Source organism: Micromonospora sp. NPDC049275, from assembly GCF_043197115.1.
Taxonomy (GTDB): Bacteria; Actinomycetota; Actinomycetes; order Mycobacteriales; family Micromonosporaceae; genus Micromonospora.
In genome coordinates this window covers 79,548-104,439 of sequence record NZ_JBICSN010000007.1, presented here as the reverse complement: position 1 = coordinate 104,439, position 24,892 = coordinate 79,548, and the positions used below count along the sequence as shown (strand labels likewise).

The 24,892-nt window shown below is 71.4% G+C and carries 20 protein-coding genes; 7 read left to right on the top strand and 13 right to left on the bottom strand.

What is annotated here, in order from left to right:
• Positions 1-113 precede the first annotated feature (113 nt).
• Genes ACGFIE_RS21765 through ACGFIE_RS21745 form a run of 5 tightly spaced genes read left to right on the top strand, consistent with a single transcriptional unit; the run spans position 114 to position 5,132 of the window.
• Entirely contained in the window at positions 114-1,067 is a 954-nt protein-coding gene (locus ACGFIE_RS21765; protein WP_363688236.1) for a MurR/RpiR family transcriptional regulator, read from the top strand.
• Positions 1,064-1,813, top strand: coding sequence for an SIS domain-containing protein (locus ACGFIE_RS21760; protein WP_354858387.1), 750 nt, complete (start codon positions 1,064-1,066; stop codon positions 1,811-1,813). Before ACGFIE_RS21765 ends, ACGFIE_RS21760 begins: the two co-directional genes overlap by 4 nt.
• Before the next feature lie 26 nt (positions 1,814-1,839).
• On the top strand, positions 1,840-3,276 hold the full coding sequence (gene ngcE / locus ACGFIE_RS21755; protein WP_363688240.1) for an N-acetylglucosamine/diacetylchitobiose ABC transporter substrate-binding protein: 1,437 nt from the start codon (positions 1,840-1,842) through the stop codon (positions 3,274-3,276).
• A gap of 18 nt (positions 3,277-3,294) precedes the next feature.
• A complete protein-coding gene (locus tag ACGFIE_RS21750; RefSeq protein ID WP_363688242.1) occupies positions 3,295-4,203 on the top strand; it encodes a sugar ABC transporter permease in 909 nt (302 codons plus the stop codon).
• The gene (locus ACGFIE_RS21745) at positions 4,203-5,132 is read left to right on the top strand and encodes a carbohydrate ABC transporter permease (protein ID WP_393297140.1); all 930 of its coding nucleotides are present in this window, start codon (positions 4,203-4,205) and stop codon (positions 5,130-5,132) included. Before ACGFIE_RS21750 ends, ACGFIE_RS21745 begins: the two co-directional genes overlap by 1 nt.
• A gap of 4 nt (positions 5,133-5,136) precedes the next feature.
• Here the strand turns inward: ACGFIE_RS21745 and ACGFIE_RS21740 are convergent, their stop codons facing one another.
• Positions 5,137-6,834: an ABC transporter ATP-binding protein gene (locus ACGFIE_RS21740; protein WP_393297497.1), complete on the bottom strand. Its 1,698-nt coding sequence runs from the start codon at positions 6,832-6,834 to the stop codon at positions 5,137-5,139.
• Positions 6,835-6,884: 50 nt separating this feature from the next.
• On the bottom strand, positions 6,885-8,618 hold the full coding sequence (locus ACGFIE_RS21735; RefSeq protein ID WP_393297494.1) for an ABC transporter ATP-binding protein: 1,734 nt from the start codon (positions 8,616-8,618) through the stop codon (positions 6,885-6,887).
• A gap of 99 nt (positions 8,619-8,717) precedes the next feature.
• Here ACGFIE_RS21735 and ACGFIE_RS21730 point away from each other — a divergent pair, with 99 nt between their 5' ends.
• Positions 8,718-10,427, top strand: coding sequence for a bifunctional 3'-5' exonuclease/DNA polymerase (locus ACGFIE_RS21730; protein ID WP_393297491.1), 1,710 nt, complete (start codon positions 8,718-8,720; stop codon positions 10,425-10,427).
• A 150-nt stretch (positions 10,428-10,577) separates the two neighbouring features.
• Positions 10,578-11,171 (top strand): NTP transferase domain-containing protein, encoded by a 594-nt coding sequence (locus ACGFIE_RS21725; protein ID WP_363688420.1) that lies wholly within the window; start codon positions 10,578-10,580, stop codon positions 11,169-11,171.
• A 98-nt stretch (positions 11,172-11,269) separates the two neighbouring features.
• Here ACGFIE_RS21725 and ACGFIE_RS21720 read toward each other — a convergent pair whose 3' ends face one another.
• The 11 genes from ACGFIE_RS21720 to ACGFIE_RS21670 all read right to left on the bottom strand — a co-directional run bounded on the left by ACGFIE_RS21720 (position 11,270) and on the right by ACGFIE_RS21670 (position 24,860).
• Positions 11,270-11,917: a DJ-1/PfpI family protein gene (locus ACGFIE_RS21720; protein ID WP_393297138.1), complete on the bottom strand. Its 648-nt coding sequence runs from the start codon at positions 11,915-11,917 to the stop codon at positions 11,270-11,272.
• A 30-nt stretch (positions 11,918-11,947) separates the two neighbouring features.
• The gene (locus tag ACGFIE_RS21715) at positions 11,948-12,904 is read right to left on the bottom strand and encodes a GlxA family transcriptional regulator (protein WP_393297136.1); all 957 of its coding nucleotides are present in this window, start codon (positions 12,902-12,904) and stop codon (positions 11,948-11,950) included.
• A gap of 200 nt (positions 12,905-13,104) precedes the next feature.
• The gene (locus ACGFIE_RS21710) at positions 13,105-14,514 is read right to left on the bottom strand and encodes a GH1 family beta-glucosidase (protein WP_393297134.1); all 1,410 of its coding nucleotides are present in this window, start codon (positions 14,512-14,514) and stop codon (positions 13,105-13,107) included.
• Positions 14,511-16,751 (bottom strand): alpha-xylosidase, encoded by a 2,241-nt coding sequence (yicI, locus tag ACGFIE_RS21705; protein ID WP_393297131.1) that lies wholly within the window; start codon positions 16,749-16,751, stop codon positions 14,511-14,513. Before yicI ends, ACGFIE_RS21710 begins: the two co-directional genes overlap by 4 nt.
• A complete protein-coding gene (locus ACGFIE_RS21700) occupies positions 16,748-17,623 on the bottom strand; it encodes a carbohydrate ABC transporter permease (RefSeq protein ID WP_393297129.1) in 876 nt (291 codons plus the stop codon). The genes yicI and ACGFIE_RS21700 overlap by 4 nt, the downstream gene beginning before the upstream one ends.
• Position 17,624: 1 nt before the next feature.
• Positions 17,625-18,596: a carbohydrate ABC transporter permease gene (locus ACGFIE_RS21695; protein WP_393297127.1), complete on the bottom strand. Its 972-nt coding sequence runs from the start codon at positions 18,594-18,596 to the stop codon at positions 17,625-17,627.
• 67 nt (positions 18,597-18,663) lie between these two features.
• Entirely contained in the window at positions 18,664-19,968 is a 1,305-nt protein-coding gene (locus ACGFIE_RS21690) for an ABC transporter substrate-binding protein (RefSeq protein ID WP_393297125.1), read from the bottom strand.
• Positions 19,969-20,053: 85 nt separating this feature from the next.
• Positions 20,054-21,103 (bottom strand): LacI family DNA-binding transcriptional regulator, encoded by a 1,050-nt coding sequence (locus ACGFIE_RS21685; RefSeq protein ID WP_393297488.1) that lies wholly within the window; start codon positions 21,101-21,103, stop codon positions 20,054-20,056.
• Between the two features lie 253 nt (positions 21,104-21,356).
• The gene (locus ACGFIE_RS21680) at positions 21,357-22,265 is read right to left on the bottom strand and encodes an amidohydrolase family protein (RefSeq protein WP_393297123.1); all 909 of its coding nucleotides are present in this window, start codon (positions 22,263-22,265) and stop codon (positions 21,357-21,359) included.
• On the bottom strand, positions 22,262-23,071 hold the full coding sequence (locus ACGFIE_RS21675) for a metal-dependent hydrolase (protein WP_393297121.1): 810 nt from the start codon (positions 23,069-23,071) through the stop codon (positions 22,262-22,264). Before ACGFIE_RS21675 ends, ACGFIE_RS21680 begins: the two co-directional genes overlap by 4 nt.
• Before the next feature lie 103 nt (positions 23,072-23,174).
• Positions 23,175-24,860, bottom strand: a complete 1,686-nt coding sequence (locus ACGFIE_RS21670; RefSeq protein WP_393297119.1) for a serine/threonine-protein kinase — start codon at positions 24,858-24,860, stop codon at positions 23,175-23,177.
• Positions 24,861-24,892: the final 32 nt, after the last annotated feature.

Here is a 24,892-nt window from a genome sequence, read left to right as displayed (position 1 = left end):
GTGCGCCAGGTAACAGTTTGAAAACTTCGCCCACAGTCTTGACACGGAGGGCCGTTCAGTAAGAACTTTTACCACTAACAGTTAACAGTCTTTTCGGAAAGGTGAGGCGTCCCATGGTTGATCACGAGGTGGACACCGTCGCGGGGACCGCGATGGTCGACGCCCCCGTGACCGACCGACGACACTCGCCCTCCAACGGCGTGCTGGCCCGGGTGCGCAACAGCCTCGGCGAGCTGACCGGCGCGCTGCGCCGGGTCGCCGAGCACGTGCTCAGCGACCCGGAGGCCGCCGCGCGCTCGACGATCGTGGAGCTGGCCGAGCGCAGCGGCACCTCGCCGGCCACCATCACCCGCTTCTGCCGGGCGATGGGCTTCGAGGGGTACGCCGACCTGCGGCTGGGCATCGCCGCCGAGACCGGTCGGGCCCGCTCGGCCGGCTGGACCGTCGACATCGGCCGCGAGATCCAACCGAACGACCCCCTCGCGCGGGTCCTCGACCAGATCATGGCCGCCGACACCCGGGCCATGCACGACACCGCGGCGCTGCTCGACCTCGGCGAGGTGGAACGCGCCGCCGTGGCGATCGCCGGCGCCAGCCGGGTGAACATCTTCGGCGCCAGCGGCAGCGCCCTCGTCGGCGAGGAGATGCAGTTCAGCCTGCACCGCATCGGCGTGGCCGCCTGGGCCTGGAGCGACGTGCACGAGGGGCTGGCCAGCGCCGCGCTGCTCGGTGTCGGCGACGTCGCGCTCGGCATCTCGCACACCGGGCAGACCAGGGAGACCATCGAGATGCTCGCCGAGGCGGGCAGCCGGGGCGCCACCACTCTCGCCCTCACCGGCTTTCCCCGCTCACCGCTGGCCGAGCTCGCCGACATCGTGCTGCTCACCGCGAGCCAGGCCACCACCTTCCGGCCGGACGCGCTCTCCGCCCGCCACCCGCAACTGGTGGTGCTCGACCTGCTCTACATCGCCGTCGCCCAGCGCACCCACGACCGCGCCCACGCGGCCTTCCGCCGTACCGCGCAGGCCGTCGACGGGCACAAGGCCGCGAAGGGAACCCTCTCATGATCAGTGCCCAGGGGTACGCGGACGCCGTCCGCCCGGTGCTCGACCGGCTGCTCGACTCGGAGGCCGACGGGATCACCCGGGCCGCCGACCTGATCGCCGACAGTCTGCGCGCCGGCGGGGTGCTCCAGGCGTTCGGCGCGGGGCACTCCGAGGCGTTCGCCGCCGAGCTCGTCGCCCGCGCCGGGGGGCTGGTCCCCACCAACCGGCTCTCGGTACGGGATCTGGTGGTGCACGGTGACGCCCCGCGTGACGTGCTCGCCGACCCCAAGCTGGAACGCGATCCCTCCATCGCCCACCAGATCTACGCGCTCGCGGCGCCCCAGCCGCGTGACGTGTTCGTGGTGGCGTCCCAGTCCGGCATCAACGGCTCGGTGGTCGAGCTGGCGGCGCTGGTCACCGAGCGCGGTCACCCGTTGATCGCGGTCACCTCGGTCGAGCACACCGCACGGGTGGCGCCACGGCACCCGTCCGGTCAACGGCTCGCCGACCTCGCCGACGTCGTGCTGGACAACGGCGCGCCGTACGGTGACGCACTGCTGCCGCTCGAGGGCGGCGGCGCGGTCTGTGCGGTCTCCTCGGTCACCACGGCGCTGCTGGCGCAGTTGCTGACCGCCGAGGTCGTACGACGGTTCCACCAGGCCGGGGAGGTACCCCCTATCTACCTCTCCGCCAACGTCCCCGGCGGGGACGAGCACAACAACGCCCTCGAGTCGCGGTACGCCGGGCGTCTCCGGCGCACCGCCTGACCCGAATTCCACAAGGAGAGACGACGATGTCGATTACCCCCGAGCACCCGGCCGCACTCGACCGTCGCACGGTGCTGCGTCGCGCCGCCGCCGTGGGCATGCTCGCCACCCCGGCCATCGGCCTGCTCAGCGCCTGCGCCACGAGCAGCGGTGACAAGGAGAACGAGCAGGTCGCCGGCGGCACCAAGAGCGAGAAGAACCCGCTGGGCGTCAAGGAGGACGCGCCCATCGAGGTGATCATCTTCAACGGCGGCTACGGCGAGAAGTACGCCACCGACGTGCACGAGCCGCTGTACAAGACCGCGTTCCCCAAGGCGGAGATCAAGCACCAGTCCACGCAGGCGGTCTCCACCGTCCTGCAGCCGCGGTTCGCGTCCGGCAACCCGCCGGAGTTCGTGAACAACTCGGGCGAGAAGCTGATGGACTTCGGTGCGCTTGTCGCCGACGGTCAGCTCCAGGACCTCACCGAGCTGTGGGACGCCCCGTCGGTCGACGACCCGGCCAAGAAGGTCCGCGACACCGTCGTGCCGGGCACCGTCGAGGCGGGCTCGTTCAACGGCAAGCCGTACGTGCTGTACTACGTCTCCACGGTCTTCGGCATCTGGTACTCGGCCAAGCTGTTCAAGGACAACGGCTGGGCGCCGGCGAAGACCTGGGACGAGTTCATCACCCTGCTCACCGCCATCAAGGCCAAGGGCATCACCCCGTACGGGTACGCCGGGGCGAACGCGGCGTACTACCAGTGGAACGTCATCCTCACCCAGGCCGCCAAGCTCGGTGGCGTCGAGGTGCTGAAGAACATCGACAACCTGGAGGACGGCGCCTGGAAGCAGGACGCGGTCAAGCAGGCGGCCACGGCGTGGGCCGAGGTCGGGGCGAAGTTCAGCGACAAGAGCTTCGAGGGGCTCAAGCACACCGACGTGCAGCTGCGGCAGAACCAGTACAAGGTGGCCCTGTACCCCAGCGGTGACTGGCTGGAGGGCGAGCAGAAGAAGGACACCCCGGCCGGCTTCGACTACCAGCTCATGCCGGTGCCGAGCCTCACCGCGTCGGACAAGCTGCCGGCGACGGCTCTGCGGGCCACCGCGGGCGAGGGCTACTTCGTCTCGGCGAAGAGCAAGAACCCCAAGGGCGGCCTGGAGTACATGCGCCAGATGCTGTCCAAGGCGGGCGCGAAGGGCTTCACCGAGGTGGTCAAGGCCCCGACCGTGGTCACCGCCGGCTCGGAGGGCTTCGCCTTCCCGCCCGGTGTGGCCAGCTCGCAGGCCGCCCTCAAGGCGGCCGGGCAGGACGTGTTCAACCTGTACTTCGACGGCTGGTACAAGGAGCTTGACACGGAGGCGCGCAGCGCCACCAACGAGCTGATGTTCGGCCGGATCAACGCGGACGCCTTCGTGGAGCGGATCCAGAAGCGCGCCGACGCGATCAAGAAGGACAGCTCGGTCGCCAAGTTCAAGCGCTGATCGATCGGAGCTAGGGTCATGCGGCACGGCAAGTATCCATTCGTGATCGGGTTCCTGTTCGCCCCGGTCGCGCTGTACGTGACATTCGTGATCTGGCCGTACGCGCAGGCGTTCCAGATCTCGATGACCAACTGGCGAGGGCTCTCCGCCCCGCAGTGGGTGGGCTTCGACAACTACCGGAGGCTGCTCGACGACGGCGCCTTCTGGAAGGCGGTCCAGCACCACGGCGTACTGCTGCTTGCCCTGCCGCTGATCACCATCGCCATCGCGTTGTTCTTCGCCTTCCTGCTCAACGTGGGCGGCAAGAGCAGCGGCGGTCAACGCCAGGGGGTCTGGGGGGCGAAGTTCTACCGGGTGGTGTTCTTCTTCCCCCAGGTCCTGGCGGTGGCGATCATCGCGGTGCTGTTCCAGATGGTCTACCGGCCGAACGAGTCGGGTCTGATCAACGGCGTGCTGATGAAGCTCGGCCTGGACCCGATCCTCTTCCTGGTCAAGCCGAACCTGGCCCTCTGGTCGATCCTCGCGGTGCTGGTCTGGCAGGCCGTCGGCTTCTACGTGGTGCTCTTCTCGGCCGGGATGGCCTCCATCCCGGGTGAGATCTACGAGGCCGCGGAGATGGACGGGGCGAGCAGGGTGACGCTGTTCTTCCGGGTCACCCTGCCGCTGCTCTGGGACACCCTCCAGGTCGCGTGGGTGTATCTGGGCATCGCGGCGTTCGACGCGTTCGCCATCGTGGCGGTGCTCTCGGTGGACGGGGGTGGCCCGGACGGCGCCACCACAGTCCTGGCCATGGAGATCTACCGCAACGCGTTCGTCTACTCGAAGTACGGCTACGCCTCGGCGATGGGCGTGGCGCTGTTCTTCCTCACCCTCACGTTCGCGGCGCTGACGCTGCGGCTCACCAAGCGGGAAAGCGTGGAGTACTGATGAACCCGCAGTCGACGCTGCCGCCGACGCCGGCGGCCCTACCGCCGAAGACCGGCAGCCCGTCCGCGCCCGGTGGCCGGCGCGGCAAGGACCCCCGCTCGGAGGTACGGCTCTTCGCCGGCCTGGGACACGTCGCGCTCGCCGTGTGGGCGGTGATCGTGATCGTGCCGATCCTCTGGACCTTCCTCGCCGCGTTCAAGAACACCAGCGAGATCTTCAGCAGCCCGTGGACGCTCCCGGCGGAGCTGCGGTGGGAGAACTTCGGCCGGGCGTGGACCAAGGCGCACGTCGGCCGGTACTTCCTCAACAGCGTCCTCGTGGTCTCGTGCAGCACGTTCCTCACCATGCTGCTCGGTTCGATGGCGGCCTACGTGCTGGCGCGGTACCGGTTCTGGGGCAACCGGGCGATCTACTACCTGTTCGTCTCGGGGCTGGCGTTCCCGGTCTTCCTGGCCCTGGTGCCGCTCTTCTTCGTGGTGAAGCAGCTGGGCATGCTGGACACCTACCAGGGCGTGATCCTGGTCTACACCGCGTACTCGCTGCCGTTCACGATCTTCTTCCTGGCCGCGTTCTTCAAGACGCTGCCGACGTCGGTGGCCGAGGCCGGGATGATCGACGGTTGCGGGCACACCCGGCTGTTCTTCCAGGTGATGATGCCGATGGCGAAGCCGGGTCTGATCAGCGTGGCGATCTTCAACATCATCGGGCAGTGGGCGCAGTACCAGCTCCCGTTGGTGCTGCTCTCCAACGCCAAGGACAAGTGGGTGCTCACCCAGGGCATCGCCGACATCTCGGTCAACGCCGGCTACGAGGCGGACTGGTCCGGGCTGTTCGCCGCGCTGACGATCGCCATCCTCCCGATGATCATCGTGTACGCGGTCTTCCAGCGTCAGATCCAGGCCGGCCTCACCTCCGGCGCGGTGAAGTAGGCGCTCACCTCGGCCCCTCGTCGGCGTGGGCGTGCCACGAGCGCCAGAGCGCGGCGTACGCCCCGCCGGCCGCCACCAGGTCGTCGTGGCTGCCGATCTCGGTGATCCGGCCGTCGGCCAGGACCGCCACCCGGTCGGCGTCGTGCGCGGTGTTGAGCCGGTGCGCGATGGCGATGACGGTCCGCCCGACGAGCACGGCGGCCAGGGCCCGCTCGGTCCGCCGGGCGGTGCTCGGGTCGAGCGCCGCGGTCGCCTCGTCCAGGATCAGCGTGTGCGGGTCGGCGAGCACCAACCGGGCCAGCGCCAGTTGCTGGGCCTCGGCCGCGCCGAGCTGCCGTGCGCCGTCGCCGAGCGCCGTGTCCAGACCCTCGGGCAGCCCGTCGTACCAGTCGGCGCCCACGGTGGCCAGCGCGGCGCGCATCTGCTCGTCCGAGGCGTCCGGCGCGGCGAACGCGAGGTTGTCGCGTACCGAGCCGATGAAGACGTGGTGCTCCTGGGTGACCAGGGCGATCCGCCGTCGGCGTTCGGCCGGGTCCAGGTCGGTGACCGGGCAGCCGCCGATGCTGACGACGCCACGGCGGGGCGCGTCGATGCCGGCCAGCAGTCGGGCCAGGGTCGACTTACCGGCGCCCGACGGGCCGACGACTGCCAGCCGTTCGCCGGGCCGCACCTCCAGGTCGATGCCGTGCAGCACGTCGTGCCCGTCGGCGTAGGAGAACCGCGCCTCGCGGACGACGAGCCGCTCGCCCGGCGACGGGGCCCTGGTGCCGGGCGGCTCCGGTGGGACCAGCCCGACGCCGAGCACCCGGGCGAACGACGCGAAGCCGCGCTGCGCCTGCTCCGTCCACAGCAGGAGCCGGTCCAGCGGGTCGATGGCCTGCTGGAGGTAGAGCGCGGCGGCGACCACCGCGCCGAGCGTGACCCGGTCGGCGGCGAGCAGGTAGCCACCGACGAGCAGGACCATGGCGATGGGCAGCGGATAGCTGGCCTCCACCACCGAGAAGAACACCGTACGCAGCGCGAGGGTCGCCCGTCGGGCCTGCCACAGCCGGGTGACGCGGGTGGTGCCGTGTCGGATCCGGTCGTCGGCCAGCCGCAGCGCCTCCACCGTGCGGGCGCCCTCGGCGGTGGTGGTCAACGCCTCGGTCAGCTCGGCAGCCGCGGCGCCCTCGGCGAGGTACGCGGAGCTGGCCCGACGCAGATACCACCGGGTCACCGCCACGATCGACGGCAGCCCGGCCAGCGCCGCGAGCCCGAGCAGCGGATGCAGCAGGAACACCGCCCCGAACAGCAACGTCAACTGCACCGAGGCGATGACGATGATGGGCACCACGTCCCGGACCGTGGTGCCGACCGTCGCCACGTCGACCGAGCTGCGGGTCGCCAGGTCACCGGAGCCCGCGCGCTCGACGACCGAGACGGGCAACCCGAGCGTGCGGCCGACGAACTGCTCGCGCAGCTCGGCGACGGCCCGTTCACCGAAGCGGTGGCCGGCGTACTGGGCGTAGCGGGAGAGCAGGGCGCTGACCAGGACACAGCCGGTGATCGCCAGTGCCAGCCGGTCCACGGTGGCCACGCCGGTGCCGGCGGTGACCCGGTCGATGATGACGCCCAGCAGCCAGGGTGGGGCCAGCCCGGTGAGCGCGGCGGCGCTGTGCAACGCCAGTACGACGCCGACGGCCCGGCGATGGCGGTTCATCATGTCGCGCAGGGCGCGGCGTACGGTGCCCCGGTCGGCGACCGGCAGCCGGCTCACCGGTAGACCTCCTCGGCGTCGGCGTCGGTGGCCTGGTCGAGATCCGCGCTGCCCCGGGCCACCAGGTGCCGGTAGGCCGGCACGTATTCGAGCAGGCCGTCGTGGGTGCCGGTGGCGGTGATTCCGCCCTTGCTCAGGAGCGCCACCACGTCGGCGCGGCCGAGCAGCAGCGGCGACGTGGCGAGCACCAGTGTGGTCCGGCCGGCCCGAGCGGTCGACAGTCGCTCGGCGATCCGTGCCTCGGTGTGCGCGTCCACGGCCGACGTCGGGTCCACGAGGATCAGCACCTCCGGCTCGGCGAGCAGCGCCCGGGCCAGGCGTATCCGTTGGCGTTGACCGCCGGAGAGCGTCCGGGCCCGGGCGTCCAGCGGCGTGGCCAGCCCGGCCGGGAGGGCGTCGACGATGTCGTCGGCCGAGGCGGTCCGCAGGGCGTCGCCGAGCCGTTCGTCGTCGGCCCCGGGGCGCAGGACGTCGCGCAGCGTCCCGGCGAAGAGGTACGAGTCGTGGTCGGCGACCAGGATCCGGGCACGGACCTCGTCCAGGGCGACCTGGGCCAGCGGTACGCCGCCCCAGGTGGTGTCGCTGACGACGTACCGGCCCAGCCGGTCGGCGAGCGCCACGGCCGCCGCCGGGTCGTCGGCCGCCACCGCGGTCAGCTGGCCGGCGCGTACGGTCAGCCCGGTCACCGGGTCGTGCAGGTTGGCGGGGCCGGTCGGCGCGGCCGCCGCGTGCGGGTGACGCGCCTCGGGGACGGCGGACGGCCACCGGCGACCCGGGCCACCGACGTCGTCCGGGGTCACGTTGAGCAGGTCGGCGATGCGTCGGGCGGCGACCCGCCCCCGGATCAACTGGTGGCTGCCCTCCAGCAGAAACCAGACCGGCACGATCAGGGTCGCCACATAGCCGTAGACGGCGACCAGCTCGCCGATCGTGACGGCGCCGCTCACCGCCATCCGCGCCGTCAGCCAGACCACCGCGGCCAGGAACAGCCCGGGGATGGCGACCGTCGCCGCGTCGATCCAGCTGTTGACCGCGCCGACCCGGTACCCCTCGGCGCGCAGTTCCTGGGAGCGGGCCGCGTACCGTCGGGCGAACAGATCCCGGCCACCCACCCCGGCGAGCACGCGCAGCCCGGCCACGATGTCGCCGGAGCGGGCGGTGAGCGCGCCCTGCTGCCGACGATAGACGGATTCGGCGCGTTCCAGCCGGCGCAGCAGCGGCCCCACGACCAGACCGACCGCCGGCATCCCCACCAGCACGCAGAGCGCGAGCAGCGGGGAGATCGACCAGAGCACCACGGCGATGACCCCGTACGCGACGATCGCGCCGACGCCCGGCCCGGTCAGTGTCAGCACCTGCGCCGACCAGTCGATGTCGGAACCGCCCACGGTGGCCACCTCACCTGCTGCGGTACGGCGTTGCAGCGCCGCGCCGACCCGGGACAGCTGACGCAGCAGTACCTCCGCCGAGCGGGCCTTGGCGTCCTCCCGGATGAAGGTCATCGTGCGGTGTCGCGAGATGCCCAGGTACGACAACGCCACCCCCGCCACGACGATCGCCGCGACCCACAGGGCCAGGGCGCGGCTGTCGCGGGCGCGCAGGCCGTCGTCGACGGCACGGGAGATCAGGTAGGGCCGGGCCGAGAGCCCGACCATCCAGGCCGTGCCGATCACGCTGCCGCGCAGCACCCGCCACGGCTGGCAGCGGACCAGCCACCACAGGTATCGCATCGGACCGCGGGTGTCGGGGGTGCCGGGATCGGAGTGCGGGATCTGGGGAGGCACCGGACCACGCTATCGAGCACCGGCCCGACCTACCGACCCGTTTTCCTGTCGGAGGGGGAGGGCAGAATCATATTCGTGCTGGTGGCGGTGGTGGCGGGCGAACGCGGTGGGGGAGAGCTGCGTCCGCTCGACGCCGCCGGCCGACCCGTCGGCCCGACGGAGACCGTCAGCGACCTCGCGGCCGCGATGGCCGCGCGGGAGGCGGCCGAGCACCCGCGGTGGGTCTGGGCCGCCGCGGGCGCGATCTACCCGGCGCTGCTGCGGGCCGGGGTTCGTGTCGAGCGTTGCCACGACGTGGAGCTGACCGAGGCCCTGTTGCTCGGGCACGCCGGCCGCTGGGGTGAGCCCCGCTCGCTGGCCGCCGCCTGGGCCCGCCTGACCGGTGCACCGGTGCCGGCCGACCCTCCGCCGCGCGCCGCCGCGCCACCCGGGCACGGCCAGGGCGCGCTCTTCGACACGCTGCCCGGCCCGCCGGGCCCGGGCATCGAGGCACTGGCCCGGGTGTACGCCGACCAGCTCGCCCGGGTCGCCACCACCGAGCACCCGGGTCGGTTCCGGCTGCTGGTGGCCGCCGAGTCCGCCGGCGCGTTGATCGCGGTGGAGATGGGCGTCGCCGGGCTGCCCTGGCGGGCCGAGGTGCACGACGCGATCCTCGCCGAGCTGTTGGGGGAGCCGTCCCCGGTCGGCGGGCCGCCACGCCGGTTGGCCGAGTTGGCGGCCCGGATCGCCGAGGCGTTCGGCGTCCGCCAGCTGCACGCCGACTCCCCGGCCGAGCTGTTGCGGGCGTTCGCCCGGGCCGGGGTGGAGCTGCCCAACACCCGGGCCTGGGTGTTGCGCGGGGTGGACCATCCGGCGGTGCCCCTGCTGCTGGAATACAAGGAGCTGTACCGGATCTGGACGGCGCACGGCTGGTCCTGGCGTGAGCAGTGGGTGCGCGACGGTCGGTTCCAGCCGGAGTACGTGCCGGGCGGGGTGGTCTCCGGCCGTTGGGCGACCCGGGGCGGTGGCGCGTTGCAGATCCCCAAGGTGATCCGCCGGGCGGTGGTGGCCGATCCGGGCTGGCGGCTGGTGGTCGCCGATGCCGGCCAGTTGGAGCCCCGCGTTCTGGCGGCGGTCTCCGGGGACGAGCGGCTGGCGGCGGCGGGCGGCGCCGGCGACCTCTACGCCGCGCTCGCCCGGGACTCGTTCGGCGGTGACCGTCCCCGTGCCAAGGTGGCCCTGCTCGGCGCCATGTACGGGCAGACCGGCGGCGCGGCGGTGCCCGCGCTGGCGGTGTTGAAGCGCAGCTACCCGACGGCGTTCGGCTACGTCGAGGCGGCCGCGCGCACCGGCGAGGCGGGCGGGTTGGTCCGTTCGTGGCTGGGGCGCACCTGCCCACCCGGCTCGGTCGGGCTCGGTGACCCCGACGAGGGGCCGACCGATCCGGACGCCGTGGCCGACCGGCAGAGCCCTCGGGCGCGGGCCGCCCGGTCCCGGGGGCGCTTCACCCGCAACTTCGTCATCCAGGCCACCGCCGCGGAGTGGGCCTCGACGCTGCTGGCCACGCTGCGCACCGAGCTGGCCGACACCGACGCCGAGCTGGTCTTCTTCCAGCACGACGAGGTGCTGGCGCACTGTCCGGCCGAGCAGGCCGAGACCGTGGCGGCGACGGTGCGCCGCGCGGGTGAGCGGGCCACCGCCCTGCTGTTCGGCGACACTCCGGTGCGCTTCCCCCTGGATCTGTCCATCGTCGACTGCTACGCCGACGCGGCCTGACCGGCCGCCTGGTGCGTAACGATTGCGCTATTCCTCCTTTTTGCCCCGCCACTCGTGCGCGGCCCTCCTCGTTGCAGTGTCCGTAGGAGGGGGCGCCCGGTCACGGGTGGTCCCGTGCTTGAGGGGGCGCAGCTGAACCGGATCGCAGGAATGATCATCGCCGCAGGCGGGGGACGCCGCATCGGCGGGCCCGAGGCACTGCTGCACCAGGGTGAGAAGCCCCTGGTCAACCAGATGATCGACACGATGACCGAGGCGGGCTGCGAGCAGATCGTGGTCGTGCTGGGGGCCGCCGCGGAGCAGGTTCGGGAAACCGCCGACCTGGGCAGGGCGACCGTTGTGATCAACAAGGCGTGGGGCACCGGGGTCGGCTCGTCCATCCGCGCCGGTCTGGCCGCCATGGACGACGCGGGGATCGAGGCGGTGGTGGTGGTGCCCGTGGACATGCCGGGCCTGACCGCCGCCGCGGTCCGCCGGGTGGCGGCGCTGCCGTACCCGGATGTGCTGGTCTGCGCCACCTACGACGGGCTGCGCGGTTACCCGATGCTGTTCGGCCGGCGGCACTGGCCCGGCATCGCGACCCTGGCCAGCGCCGACGTGGGCGCCCGGCCGTACCTGTTGGCGCACAAGGACCAGATCGTCGACATCGCCTGCGACACGGTGGCCGACGGCAGTCGCGTCGACACCCCGGAGTTGATGGCGCTCTACGGGCTCACGGTCCCGCCCCAGCGGGTGGGGGTGTAGGTCACCGCTCGGCCGCGACCGGGCGGTGCCCGCATCAGTGGGGGCGACGGGTGGTCGAACCTGAGGCCAACGCGGCCGGGACCGGCCGGCCCGACAGGTCACGTGGCCACTCGGGCCGCGCTCTCGTACGCCGCCGCTCGTGCGATCACCTCGTCGGTGGCGCGAGAGGGGTGGCCGCTGTCGAAGGGCGGTTGGGGGTCGTACTCCATCCAGAGTTGGACGGCCTCCGCGGTCGTCCGGTCCGTCAGGAGCTCGACGAGTCGCAGACCCATGTCGATGCCGCTCGACACACCGGCGGCGGTGACGATCCGCGCGTCCAGCTCTTCGACGACCCGCTGGTCCGTCGGCTCGGCGCCGAAGCGGGTCAGTTCCTGCCGCACCCGGTAGTGGCTGGTGCCCCGTCGTCCCCGAAGCAGACCGGCCGCTCCCAGGAGAACCGAACCGGAGCAGACAGACGTGGTGAACGACGTCGTCTCGTGGATCCGCCTGATCCAGCCCGGCAGGGGCCCGGCAAGGGCCTGGATGGTCCCGGGTCCTCCGGGGACGACGAGAACGTCGGCCGCCACCACGTCGTCGAACGCCTGCCCGGCCACGAGGGACACCGTCCCGCAGTCGTCGCGGACGGGCCCCGGGCGCTCGGCGACCAGGACCACCTCGATGCCCGGGGTGAGGGCCAGCGGCTGGTAGACACCTATGACGTCCAACGCGGTGAAGCGCTCGTACAGCGGGATGACGACGTGGGTCACCGGAAGCTCCTGTCGACGACGTGGCTGCGGTCAGAGGGTCGAGAAGCGTGCGCGGAATGCGCCGGGGGTCGTGCCGAGCCGTTCACCGAAGACGCGTCGCAGCGACTCGGCCGACCCGAACCCCGCCCTGGTCGCCACCGTGTCGAGGGCGAGGTCGGACTGCACCAGGAGGCGTTTGGCCGTCTCCAGGCGTAGCTCGGTGAGGTAACGCCCGACGGTGAGCCCGGTCTCCCGCGCGAAGAGACGCTGAAAGTGCCGGGGCGACATGGCGTACGCGGCGGCAAGGTCGTCGACCCGGTGCGGGGCGGCCGGATCGGCGTCGATGACGCGCTGCGCGGCCGCCACCCGCTTCTCGGTGGCGCGTTCCAACCACACCGGGCCGGCGAACTGACCCTGTTGTCCGGGCCGGTGCAGAAACATCACGAGCCAGCGGGCGATCTGCTGGGCGACCCGTGGTCCGTGGTCGGCCGCGACGACCGCCAGGGCCAGATCGATTCCGGCCGTGACGCCACCCGACGTCCACACCGGCCCGTCATGCACGTAGAGGGCGTCGTGGTCGACGGTGAGGTCGGGGAAACGCCTGCCGAGATCGCCGGACAGCGACCAGTGGGTGGCCACCCGGCGACCGCTGAGCAGTCCGGCCCGCGCGCACAGGAACGCGCCGGAACAGATCGACAACAGCCGCGTGGGGCGACACCGCCGCAACCAGGCCACGAGGTCGGCGTGCTCATCCGTGGCGGCCGCCGAACGGCCACCGGGCACGACGAGGGTGCCGGCCCGGACGGGCTCTCCGAGCGCGCTGGCCACCATGGTCAGGCCGCTCTCGGACACCACCTCGGCCTGGGTTCCGGCCAGCCTCAGGTCGTACGCGGGGCGGTCACCACGTACCGTCCGGTACCGGTTCGCCCCGGCGAGGACCTCCCACGGCCCGCTGACGTCCAGAGACTGCACGCCCGCGAAGCCGACAACGGTGACCCGCTCAACCATGCCCCGAGTCTGCCGGCGGGAGCGCCGTGTCGCCATGACGCGGTACCCACGGATGGTGACACCGCGCAGGTCCGGTGCCGACGACGTTCCCATCGCGTCCAGGGAGGCCGGCGCTGGACGACCGCTGACGCGGTGACCATCGACAACCCGGATGCGCTCGGCTCAGGCCGAGCGCATCCAGCGCGTCGCGGACGCTCGGGTCAGTCCCGCGCCTGGTCCAGTTCGCCGGTGGCGGCGAGCCGCCGGTACCAGTGCGCGCTGTCCTTCCAGACGCGTTCCTGGGTGTCGTAGTCCACGCGGATGATCCCGAACCGGCGGTCGTAGCCGTAGCCCCACTCGAAGTTGTCGAGCAGCGACCAGACGAAGTAGCCCCGGACGTCCACGCCCTGCTCGCGGGCGTCGGCAACGGCGGAGATGTGCCGACGCAGGTAGTCGATCCGCCGGTCGTCGTGGATCCGGCCGTCGGCCGACACGGCGTCGTCGAAGGCCGCGCCGTTCTCGGTGATCATCAGCGGCTGGCCCGGGTACTCCCGGCCCAGCCGCTGGAGCAGCTCGGTCAGCGCCGGCGGGTCGATGTTCCACCCCATCGCCGTGTACGGGCCGGGCTGCGGCAGGAAGTCGACGTCGTCGGCGCCTACCCACGGCGAGTGTGCCGACGCGCCGTGCCCGTCGGCGTCCGAGCGGGCCGAGTGCCCGTCCCAGGCGCGCACCAGGGTGCTCGAGTAGTAGTTGACGCCGAGCACGTCCAGCGGAACAGCGGCGACCTTCTCGTCGCCCTGGCGCACGAACGACCAGTCGGTGACCCCCGCCGTGTCGGCCAGCAGGTCGGCCGGGTACGCCCCGGTGAGCATCGGGCCGAGGAACGCCCGGTTCGCCAGCGCGTCGATGCGGCGGGCCGCGTCGACGTCCGCCGCCGAGTCCGACGCCGGGCGGATCACGTGCAGGTTCAGCGTCACCGACAGCTCGGCGGTCGGGGCCAACTCCCGGACCACCCGGCCGGCCAGGCCGTGCGCCAGGTTCAGGTGGTGCACCGCCGCCAGCGCCGCCGCCGGCTCGGTCCGCCCCGGCGCGTGCACGCCGGAGCCGTAGCCCAGGTACGCCGAGCACCACGGCTCGTTGAGCGTCGTCCAGGTGTGCACCCGGTCACCGAGTGCGGCGACGATCCCCGACGCGTACTCCTCGAAGCGCAGCGCCGTGTCCCGCACCGGCCACCCGCCGGCGTCCTCCAGCTCCTGCGGCAGATCCCAGTGGTACATGGTGGCCACCGGGCGGACGCCGCGCTCCAGCAGTCCGTCGACCAGCCGCGAGTAGAAGTCCAGGCCGGCCTGGTTGAACCGGCCGGACCCGCCCGGCTGCACCCGCGGCCAGGAGATCGAGAAGCGGTACGCGCCCAGGCCCAGCTCCGCGATGTGGTCGAGGTCCTGCGGCCAGCGGTGGTAGTGGTCGGCGGCCACGTCACCGGTGTCGCCGTTCAGCGTTCGCCCCGGGGTGTGGCTGTAGGTGTCCCAGATGGACGGCCCCCGCCCGTCCTCGCTGGCCGCGCCCTCGATCTGGTACGCCGCCGTGGCCGAACCCCAGAGGAAACTCTCCGGAAAGGTACGTGCCGTCATCGTCCTGCCACCTCCGTGCCGGCGACCACGCAGTGGTACGCCGACGAGTCGCCCGTCACCAGCTCCGCGGTGGCCACGCCGCCGCGGAAACTCACCTCGAACTCCGCGCCCGGCCCGTCGCCGGGCGACGGGATCCGTACCCGTTGCCGCTGTCCCTCCGCCGGGGCGTAGAGACGCAGTTGCACGCCGTCCGCCCAGTCGTAGTCGGGCCGGTCGGAGCGCGCCCCGAACGGGATGACCGCGCCCGGCCGGGCGAGCACCGGAAGGCTGTCGAACTCGTGCTTCTCGGTCACCCAGGCCGGGCCGGTGAGCTGAGCGCCGGTCACCAGGTGTGTCCACGTGCCGGCGGGCACATAGTAGGTGACCTGGCCGTCGGCGCTGAGCACCGGTGCGACAAGTACGTCGGAGCCGAGCATGTACTGACGGTCCAGGTGCGCCGCGGCCGGGTCGTCCGGGAACTCCACGATCATCGGGCGCATCATCGGGATGCCGTCGCGGTGTGCCTCCTGCGCGGCGGCGGCCAGGTACGGCATCAGGCTGAGCTTGAGCCGGCTGAAGTGCCGCAGCACGTCGACGGCCTCCTCGTCGTACGCCCACGGCACCCGGTACGAGCCGGAGCCGTGCAGCCGGGAGTGCGAGGAGAGCAGGCCGAACGCGATCCACCGCTTGAAGACGGCCGGGTCCGGGGTGCCCTCGAAGCCGCCGATGTCGTGGCTCCAGTAGCCGAAACCGGACGACGCCAGGGACAGCCCGCCGCGCAGCGACTCGGCCATCGCGACGAACGTCGACTCGCAGTCGCCGCCCCAGTGCACCGGAAACTGCTGCCCGCCGGTGGTGGCCGAGCGGGCGAACACCACCGCCTCGCCCTCGCCCCGCTCGGTCTCCAGCAGTTCGAAGACGGCCTTGTTGTAGAGGTACGAGTAGTAGTTGTGCATCCGCTTCGGGTCCGAGCCGTCGTGCCAGACCACGTCGGTCGGGATGCGCTCGCCGAAATCGGTCTTGAAGCAGTCGACGCCCATGTCCAGGAGAACCTTGAGCTTGCCGGTGAACCAGCGGACGGCGTCCGGGTTGGTGAAGTCGACGAGCGCCATGCCGGCCTGCCACATGTCCCACTGCCAGACCGACCCGTCCGGGTTGCGGACCAGGTAGCCGGCCTGGCGGCCCTCCTCGAAGAGGTACGAGCGCTGCGCGATGTACGGGTTGATCCAGACGCACACCTTCAGGTCGCGCTCGTGCAGCCGGCGCAGCATCCCCTCGGGGTCGGGGAAGGTCGCCGGGTCCCAGACGAAGTCGACCCAGTGGAACTGGCGCATCCAGAAGCAGTCGAAGTGGAACACCGACAGCGGCAGCTCCCGCTCGGCCATCCCGTCGACGAACTCGGTCACCGTCTTCTCGTCGTACGACGTGGTGAACGACGTGGACAGCCACAGCCCGTACGACCAGGCGGGCACCCGGGCCGGACGGCCGGTCAGCGCCGTGTAGCGGCACAGCACGTCCTTCGGAGTGGGCCCGTCGATGACGTGGTAGGTCAGGGACTGACCCTCGACGCTGAACTGGTTCTGCGCCACGACCTCCGAGCCGACCTCGAACGACACGTGCTCCGGATGGTCCACGAAGACCCCGTAGCCGGCGCTGCTGAGATAGAACGGCACGTTCTTGTACGCCTGCTCGCTGGCGGTGCCGCCGTCGGCGTTCCAGATGTCGACGCTCTGGCCGTTCTTCACGAACGGGCCGAAGCGCTCGCCCAGCCCGTACACCGTCTCGCCGACGCCGAGGGCGAGCCGTTCGTGCACGTGCCGGCGGCCCTCGCCGTCGGTGACGATGCCGACGCTGCGCGCGGTGGACGCGGTGATCAGCCGGTCGCCGTGCAGGAACTCCACCCGCCAGCCGTCGATGAGCGCGACCCGGACGGTCAGCTCGCCGGTGGTCAGTGACGCGGTGATGCCTGTGATGTCGACGGTGACCGGGTGCTCGTCGTCGGTGCTCAGCCCGAAGTGCGGCTCGCGGGGCAGCCCGCCGCTGTGGTGACCGATGGTCACCCCGACGACGCCGGGGGCGGGGGAGAAGAACCGGGCGGTGACGACGGGCCGGTTGAGGGTGTCGCGACGCCCGGTGAGCTGACCGGCCGGCGCGAAGACGGTGAAGCCGCGGTCGTCCGGCTCGACCGATTCCACCGTGCCGGGGCGCAGCACGCTGACTCCCGGACGCAGTTGCCAGTACCCGTCGGTGAACTTCACTTCTCGGCTCCTGCCGTGATGCCGCGCGCCAGAGTGCGCTGGAAGATGAGGAAGAAGAGGATGGCCGGCACCAGGCTGATCAACGCGCCGGCGTTCGTCGTCGGGGCGTCCATCAGCCGGTCACCCTGCAGGGACGCGAGCGCCACCGGGATCGTCTGCGTCTGGTTGTCGATGAGCATGACCAGCGGGATGAGGAACTCGTTCCAGGTCCAGATGAAGAAGAAGATGAGCAGCACGGCGAGGGTGGGCCGCAGGTTGGGAAAGACCACCCGCCACAGCACCGTCCACTTGCCGGCGCCGTCGAGCGCGGCCGCCTCCAGCAGCGAACGGGGGAACGTGCCCAGCACCGAGGCCAGCAGGTACGTGCCGAACGCGCTCTGGATCACCGTGAAGATGATGATCACCGCGAGTCGGGTGTTGTAGAGCCCGACCTCCTTGGCCACGTAGTAGAGCGGGTAGATCAGCGCCTCCTGCGGCAGCATGTTGGCCAGCAGGAACAACCCGACGATCCACAGCCGGCCGCGGACCCGGCCGATGCCCAGGGCGTACGCGTTGAGCAGGGACACGACCACGCCGAGCACCGCCACCGAGCCGGCGATGAGCGCCGAGTTCCACAGCTTGAGGGGGAAGTTCACAGCGGTCCAGTACGTCCGCAGACCCTTGCTGTAGAACTCCGTCGGCCAGCTCAGCGGGCCGCCCGACGAGTAGTCGCCTGGCGACTTGAACGCGTTGAGCAGCATGAACGCGAACGGCACCAGCATGACGAGCGCACCGAGGGTGACCAGGACGAGCACGACCCAGCGGCTGACACCGCGGTGGTGCCTGTCGGGCACCGGCCGGTGCACCGGCACCGGCGTGAGCGTGACTGCCATGTCAGAACCCCCGGTCCCGGCGCTCGCTGCGCGCCTGCATCCAGATGAAGACCCCGGCCACCACGACGATGATCAGCGTGAGCACCGTGGAGATCGCCGAGCCGTAGCCGACCTGGAGCTTCTTGAAGAACGTGTAGTACGCGAAGTACGACGGCACGTTCGTGGCGTTCTCCGGGCCGCCCCGGGTCAGCGCGAAGATCGGGCCGAACACCTTCAGCGCCGCGATGGTGCAGGTCAGGGCCACCACGAACGTCTCGGGCCGGATCTGCGGGAGGGTGATCGCCCGGAACCGGTGCAACCAGTTCGCGCCGTCGACCTCGGCGGCCTCGTACAGTTCCGGGTCGACGCGCTGCAACGCCGCCATGAACACCACCACCGGATAGCCGATCTGCACCCAGATCATCACCGCCATGACGGCCGGCAGGGCCGTGCCCGGGTCGCCGAGCCAGTCGTGACGCAGCGCGCCGAGGCCGACCGCGTCGAGCAGGCTGTTGAACGCGCCGTCGGGGCGCAGGATCCAACCCCACACGATGCCGGCCACCACCACGGGCAGCACCTGCGGCAGGTAGAAGGCGGCCCGCAGCGCGGCGGCGGTACGCGGCTTGAACCGACGCCCGATGACGTCGAACAGCACCGAGGCGAGCAGCAACCCGAGTGCTGTGGGCACCACCACCATCGCGACGATCATCGCCACGGTGTTGCGGAACGACGCCCAGAACACGTCGTCGTCCAGCAGGCGCTTGTAGTTGTCGAACCCCACGAAGGTGGGGTCGCCGATCCCGGACCACTTCGTCAGCGACAGGTAGACCGTGCCGACCAGCGGAGCGCCGATGACCAGGACGAACAGCACCGCTCCGGGGAGCAGGTAGAGCCAGTACGCCGCCTTGCGGCCGCGGGGTGCGCGACCGGTCTCGCGCGGGGTGGGTGTCGTCGCCGTCGGGGATGTGGCGGCGACGGTCTCGGAGGCTGCCATGGACGATCCTTCCCGGTGGAGCGGGCGGGCACGCCTGTCGTGCCTGTCGTGCCCGCCGCTCGCCGTGTCACTTGCCGGTGATCTCCTTGACGCCCTCGGCGTACGGCTTGGCGATCGTGTCGAGCACCTGGTCCGGAGACTTCGACCCGTTGATCAGGGCTTGGAAGCCACCGACCAGCACGTCGTAGTAGCCGGGCACCGGCCAGTCCGGGTAGAAGGCCAGGCCGTCGGACTTGCTGACCGTGTTGAAGTCCTCGATCAGCTTGCGGTCCTTCGGGTCGCTGATCTTCGACGCGTCAGCGGCGACCGGTACGCCACCGTTGTTGCCGATCAGGTCCTGGATCTCCGGACGCAGGGTGATGTCGATGAAGTCGTACGCCAGGCTCTTGGCCTTGCTGTTCTCCGGGACCACCCAGATGTTGCCCGACGAGCCGGCGTTGAGGGTGTTGCCGGGGAAGAGGAAGGTGTCCCAGTTGGCCTTCATCTCGGTCTTGAACCGGCCGTACCACCAGCTGCCCGAGACGATCATCGGGGTCTTGCCGGCGATGAACGCGGTGCCCATGTCCTCGGCCTTGAGGCTCGCCGAGTTCTTGGCCACGTAGCCCTTGCGCACCCACTCGGCGAAGGTGTCCGCGCCGTACTTCAGTGGGTCCGCCGTGAAGTCGACAGGGTTCTTGTAGAGCTGGTAGTTGTCGACGAACTGCCGATCGGCCCTGGACAGCGCCAGCTGGTAGAAGAGCTGCCCGGCCGGGTACTCGGCGCCGGCCATGCCCAGCGGCGTGACGCCCTTGCCGACGAAGGTGTCCATCGCGGCGGTCATCTCGGCCATGCTGGTCGGCACCTTGACGCCGTTGCGCTGGAACAGGTCCTTGTTGTAGTAGACCGTGACGTACTCGCCGTAGTTCGGCACGCCGAACCACTTGCCCGACCCCATCACGCCCTTGTCGCTGTACCGGGCGGTGGTCTGCAGGCTGGGGCTGAGCTTGCCGGCCCAGCCGCGCTTGTCGGCCTCGGCGCTCAGGTCGGTGAGCAGACCCTGCGACGACAGCAGGCCGGCCGTCGCGTTGCCCTTGTTGTACTCCATGATGTCCGGGCCCTCGGACGAGTTGATGATCATGCCGGCGTTCTGCTGGATCTGCTCGAACGCCTTGCGCTCGAAGCGCACCTCGACGCCCGGGTGCTCGGCCTTGAAGATCTCGATCGCCCGGTTCCAGCCGACCCCCATCGCGCTGTTCTCGCTCTCGTAGTGCCAGAGCTTGAGGGTCTTGGCCCCGCTGTCGTCCTCGCTCTCGCCGCCGCCGCACGCGGCCACGGTGGTCGTCGCGGTCGCCGCCAGGGCGATCGCCGCGACGATCCGGCGAAATCGCTGCATTGCTATCCTCCTCGTGAGTATCGAGCCCGGTACTTCACTGGGTCCGTCGTCGCGTTGCCGCGCGGCGGCGGGCCGTTTCGGCTGGTCAGCCCCCGCTCGTCGGAGACGGTTCGGCGCTGACCAGGGCCGGCCGTCGTGGCTCGGCGGTCGATCCCCGGATCTCCAGCGCACACGGCAGCAGTTGCTGGTGGCGCTCGTTGCCGGGTCCGTTCAGGTGGCGCACCAGCGCCTCGATCGCGATCCGGCCCAGGGCCGACCCGGGCGACGTCATCGCGGTCAGCGCCGGGGTGGCCAGCTCGGCGACCTGTGGTGAGGTGACCATCGAGACGACCGAGACGTCGTCGGGCACCGACAGCCCTCGGCCGGTCAGCTCGCCGAGGATGCCGAAGATCGCGGTCTCGTTCATCGCCAGCACGGCGGTCAGCTCCGGCGTCCGCGCGAACGCGGCGGCCAGGGCCGCCCGCCCGCCGGCGGCGCTGTCCTCGGCCGGGATCATGACCGGCTCCAGGCCGTGCCCGCTCATCGCCGTGACGAAGGCGTCCCGGGTACGCAACGCGGGGCCGTAGCCGCTGGCCAGTGTGGCGGCCGAGTGGTTGACGTAGACGATCCGACGGTGCCCCAGGTCGACCAGGTGCGCGACGGCCTCCCGCACGGTCTGCTCGAAGTCGATGTCGACGTAGGAGAGCCCGGTGGTGTCGCCGGTGCGCCCGATCAGCACCAGCGGCACGCCCGCCTCCTGGAGCACGGTGACCCGCTCGTCGGCGAGCTGCACCTCCATCAGCACGACGCCGTCGAGCATCCGCTGGCTGGCCAGCCGGCGCAGGTCGCCGAGGTTGCCGCCGCCGACCGGCGAGAGCACCAGGTGGTAGCCGACGGCGCTGGCCGCCGCGGCGGCGCCGGTGACGAACGCGGTCTCGGTCGCGCCGAGGCCGCGCTCGTCCATCGGCATCAACAGACCCAGGATGCGGCTGCGGCGGCTGGCCAGCCCACGGGCCATCGCGTTGGGCTGGTAGTCGAGCTGTTTCATCGCGGCGAGGACCTTGTCCCGGGTGCCCTGCGAGATCGGCCGGGCGCCGGTGAGTACGTACGACACCGTGCTGACCGAGACCCCCGCGAGGCGGGCGACGTCGTGCATGGTGGCCACCGCGCACCTCCTCCGGCCCGGGAGCACGGGATCGCCCCCGAATGATCGTCGAAGCGTTTCGACGAAGCGGTTCGACAGACGCTAGGACACCTGTTACGGAGACGTCAATAGCCGATGTCGAGAACAAGTCCAACCGCGACTCCACGCGAAGATCCGCACAACTTCCGCGATGTTGCTGCCTCCGAGGGAGACAGCAACATCCCTGATCTGGCGCAGATCTTGCCCACGACCCCCGCGCGGCGCGTCAGGTGAGGTCGAACAGGGTGGCGGCGTTGTGCCAGCACACCGCGCGTAGCCAGTCGTCGCCCAGGCCCAGTCGGGCGAGCCCGGTCAGCTGGTCGGCGTACGGGTAGGGGATGTTGGGGAAGTCGCTGCCGAGCAGCACCTTGCCGGCGAGGCCCAGGTCGCGCAGTCGGGGCAACTCGTCGGCGGGGAAGGGCACGAACCGGTCGAAGAACGGCGTGAACGCCATGGTGGTGTCCAGCCGGACCCGTTCGTACGCCTCGGCGAGGTCGAGGAACGCCCGGTAGTCGGGGGCACCGAGGTGCGCCACCACGGCGGCCAGCCGGGGGTGGCGGGCGAGCAGGTCGGCGAACGGGGCGGGCCCGGTGTGCGTCGTCCCCACCGGGGCGTGCCCGGCGTGCACGACCACCGGCACGCCCGCGTCGGCAAGCGTCCCCCACACCTCGTCCAGCGCCGGATCGGTGGGGGAGAAGCCGCCGACCTGCACGTGCACCTTGAACAGCCGTGCACCGCCGGTCAGCGCGTCGTCGACGTACGCGGCGACACCGGGCTCGGGGAAGAAGGTGGCCGAGGGCAGACAGCCCGGGGTGTCCCGGGCGAATCGCAGCGTCCAGCGGTTCAGGTCCGCCGCCATGCCCGGTCGGTGGGGGTACGCCAGCGCGCTGAACGCCCGTACCCCGAGGTGGCGCAGGTGGGCGACGCGGTCCGCGTCGCTCCACCGGTAGCGGATCGGCCACTCGGTGCCCACCAGCGGCCCGGCGGCGTCGAAGTACTCCCAGACGCGGCGCAGCAGCCTCGGCGGCAGGAAGTGCACGTGCACGTCCGCCAGCCCGGGGAGCCCGAGCCCGCGCCAGAACTCCGGCACCCGCGCGTCCGCGGCCGGAGGCGACGGCTGCGCGGGGCCGGTCATATGTCGATGTTGAACCGCTGCAGCACCGACGGGGCGATCAGGCCGACGGTGGCGAGCGCCACCACGACGGTCAGGACGGTGCGCAGCACGACCACCTCGGTCTTGCTGCCGGTACGCAGTGCGATGCTGTTGGGCAGGCCGATCATCGTCCACATGCGGCGTCGGATCGGGATCGGCCAGAGGATCGGCACCCCCGCCCTGGTGATCATGTCACCGAGGATGTGCACGAAGCAGCCCACCCCGACGGCCGTGCCGATCAGCGGATAGCCCCGCCCGCCCGGCAGGTTGGCGAAGGTGAACCAGGCCGCCCCGGCTGACGCCAGCGTCACGATCACCCAGCCGGCCCGCTCGGCCCACTCGTCGAAGAGCCCGCGCAGGGCCAGACCGAACATGAAGAACAGGATCGTGATCACCGCCCACTTGCCGTACGCGGCGCAGAGCGCGGTGGTGCCCCACCCGACCAGCAGCGTGAACGGAAGCGTGTGGGTGAGCGTGCGATGCCCGTTGTTGCGGCGCGGATCCTTGCTGAGCTTCGTCGCGTAGTAGACACCGAGGGAGATCTTCTCCATCACCTCGGCGACGAAGAGCGAGAAGACCCCGAACGTGCGGGCGACGGTGGCACCACCCTGGTTGCGGGTCACCTTGCCGGACAGGTCCAGGTCGGGAAAGAGCGCCCCACCCGCGCAGACCGCCGTGCCCACCGCCAGCGCCAGAGGCGACTGGTGGTAGTCGGCGAACTGGTCCAGCGCCCAGGACCCGGCCAGCCATACCGCCGCGCCGGACAGCGCGTGCGACGGTCCCATCATCTCGGCTCACCCTCCCCAGGGATCTTGAGCGCCCAAAACTACGCCACTGTAGCCAGCGCCCGTGTCACAGGGGCGCCGGTCGTGTCGTCCACACAGGACATCGTCAGAGGGCGGGCGTGAAGCTCTGCCGGATCATCACGAAGTATGCCGCGTTGACCTGCCAGTCGAACTCTTTTGTCAACCACGAGACGGTGTAGGCGCGCCCGGCCGAGGTGTTGGCGAGCAGCCGGATGCTGTGCACCTGCTCACCTGCGGCGTTCTCCCAACTGCACTCCCAGAGGGCCCCGCCGTCGAAGATGTCCAGCGCCGAGATGTCCACCTTGCGGTAGCCCGGCAGCGCGCCACCGCCGACGAGCCGCTTCTCCTCGGCCTTCCAGTGCGCCACCGGATCGACCCGCGGCGGCCCCGCCTCGACGCTGAGCACCCGGGTCCCATTCGGCTCCCGGAAGCAGGTCACCGCGCCCTCGGTCCAGCGTGCCCAGGCCACCGGCGCCGCGATACGGAAGCCTGTCGGATCCACGTGCCAGGTCCAACCCTCCAGCAGCCCGTACCGCGCATCGCGGGGCGGTGACACCGACGGCACCGGGGTGGCCGTCGGCGGTGGAGGCGCCGCGCAGGCGAACGCGGCCGGTCGGGAGGCGGTCGCGCCACCTCCGGCGCCGGACGGCGGCGTCCGCTCGTCGTGACGGCTGAGCAGCACCGCCGTGACACCCCCGGCGACGAGCAGGGCGGCGGCGGTCGCCGCGCCACCCAGCGCGATCAGCCGGCCGCGTCGGCCGGCCGGGCGAGCCACCGGCGGGCGGGCCGTTGACGGCGCGTCGGCCGGTGGGCGGGTCACCAGCGGGCGGGCCGTCGGTGGGCGGGTCGGTGGCGGCGCGTCGTCCGGCGAGCCGCCCTGGGCCGCCAGCGCGGAACGGCCCGCGCTGCGGACCGCCGCCACCGCCGAGGAGCGGGCCGGCCCGGCCGGCCCGTCGTGACCGGCGGCTGCGGCGCGCAGCAGCGGCTCGGCCTCGATGGCTGTCAACCGCCGCCGGGGATCGCGCTGCAACAAACCGGTGATCACCGGCCGCATCGGGCCGGCCCGGCGCATCGGATCCGGCGGTTCCGTGGCCAGCGCGCTGAGCGTCGCCATCGCGCTGGACCGGGCGTACGGGGACTGCCCCTCGACCGTCGCGTAGAGCGTGGCGCCCAGCGACCACAGGTCGGTACGCGGATCCGACACGCCGTCGCGGGCACGCTCCGGCGCGACGAACTGCGGCGAGCCGAGCACCAGGCCCGGGCCGGTCATCGCCCCGTCGCCGCCGTCGAAGGTCGCCAGGCCGAAGTCGGTGAGCACCACCCGCCCGTCGTCGGCGACCAGCACGTTGTGCGGCTTCACGTCGCGGTGCAGCACGCCTGCGGTGTGTGCCGCCCGCAACGCGGCGAGCACCGCCAGCCCGATCCGGGCCGTACGTTGTGGACTCAGCGGGCCCTCGGCGCTGATGATCTGCTGCACCGACCGGGAGGCCACATACTCCATCACGATCCACGGGTTCTCCCGGTCGTGCACCACGTCGTAGAGGCGTACGACGTTGGGGTGGTTGAGCCGCGCGGCCGTGCGCGCCTCGCGTAGCGTCCGCAGTCGTAGCTCGGCGCGGTCGGCCTCGGCCAGCCAGGCCGGTGGCACAACCTCCTTCACCGCCACGTCCCGGTGCAGCATCTCGTCACGGGCCAGCCACACCCGGCCCATCCCGCCGGTGCCGACCAGGTCGAGTAGCCGGTACCGACCCGCGATCAGCAACTGCTGCACCGCCGCTCCCCCTCGGTCACCCCGAGTTACAC

Bases quoted from the DNA above. Each gene is read 5' to 3' on its own strand.
- ACGFIE_RS21765 (WP_363688236.1), top strand. From the start codon at position 114: ATGGTTGATCACGAGGTGGACACCGTCGCGGGGACCGCGATGGTCGAC.
- ACGFIE_RS21760 (WP_354858387.1), top strand. From the start codon at position 1,064: ATGATCAGTGCCCAGGGGTACGCGGACGCCGTCCGCCCGGTGCTCGAC.
- ngcE (WP_363688240.1), top strand. From the start codon at position 1,840: ATGTCGATTACCCCCGAGCACCCGGCCGCACTCGACCGTCGCACGGTG.
- ACGFIE_RS21750 (WP_363688242.1), top strand. From the start codon at position 3,295: ATGCGGCACGGCAAGTATCCATTCGTGATCGGGTTCCTGTTCGCCCCG.
- ACGFIE_RS21745 (WP_393297140.1), top strand. From the start codon at position 4,203: ATGAACCCGCAGTCGACGCTGCCGCCGACGCCGGCGGCCCTACCGCCG.
- ACGFIE_RS21740 (WP_393297497.1), bottom strand. From the start codon at position 6,834: ATGATGAACCGCCATCGCCGGGCCGTCGGCGTCGTACTGGCGTTGCAC.
- ACGFIE_RS21735 (WP_393297494.1), bottom strand. From the start codon at position 8,618: ATGCGATACCTGTGGTGGCTGGTCCGCTGCCAGCCGTGGCGGGTGCTG.
- ACGFIE_RS21725 (WP_363688420.1), top strand. From the start codon at position 10,578: ATGATCATCGCCGCAGGCGGGGGACGCCGCATCGGCGGGCCCGAGGCA.
- ACGFIE_RS21715 (WP_393297136.1), bottom strand. From the start codon at position 12,904: ATGGTTGAGCGGGTCACCGTTGTCGGCTTCGCGGGCGTGCAGTCTCTG.
- ACGFIE_RS21710 (WP_393297134.1), bottom strand. From the start codon at position 14,514: ATGACGGCACGTACCTTTCCGGAGAGTTTCCTCTGGGGTTCGGCCACG.
- ACGFIE_RS21700 (WP_393297129.1), bottom strand. From the start codon at position 17,623: ATGGCAGTCACGCTCACGCCGGTGCCGGTGCACCGGCCGGTGCCCGAC.
- ACGFIE_RS21695 (WP_393297127.1), bottom strand. From the start codon at position 18,596: ATGGCAGCCTCCGAGACCGTCGCCGCCACATCCCCGACGGCGACGACA.
- ACGFIE_RS21690 (WP_393297125.1), bottom strand. From the start codon at position 19,968: ATGCAGCGATTTCGCCGGATCGTCGCGGCGATCGCCCTGGCGGCGACC.
- ACGFIE_RS21685 (WP_393297488.1), bottom strand. From the start codon at position 21,103: ATGCACGACGTCGCCCGCCTCGCGGGGGTCTCGGTCAGCACGGTGTCG.
- ACGFIE_RS21680 (WP_393297123.1), bottom strand. From the start codon at position 22,265: ATGACCGGCCCCGCGCAGCCGTCGCCTCCGGCCGCGGACGCGCGGGTG.
- ACGFIE_RS21675 (WP_393297121.1), bottom strand. From the start codon at position 23,071: ATGATGGGACCGTCGCACGCGCTGTCCGGCGCGGCGGTATGGCTGGCC.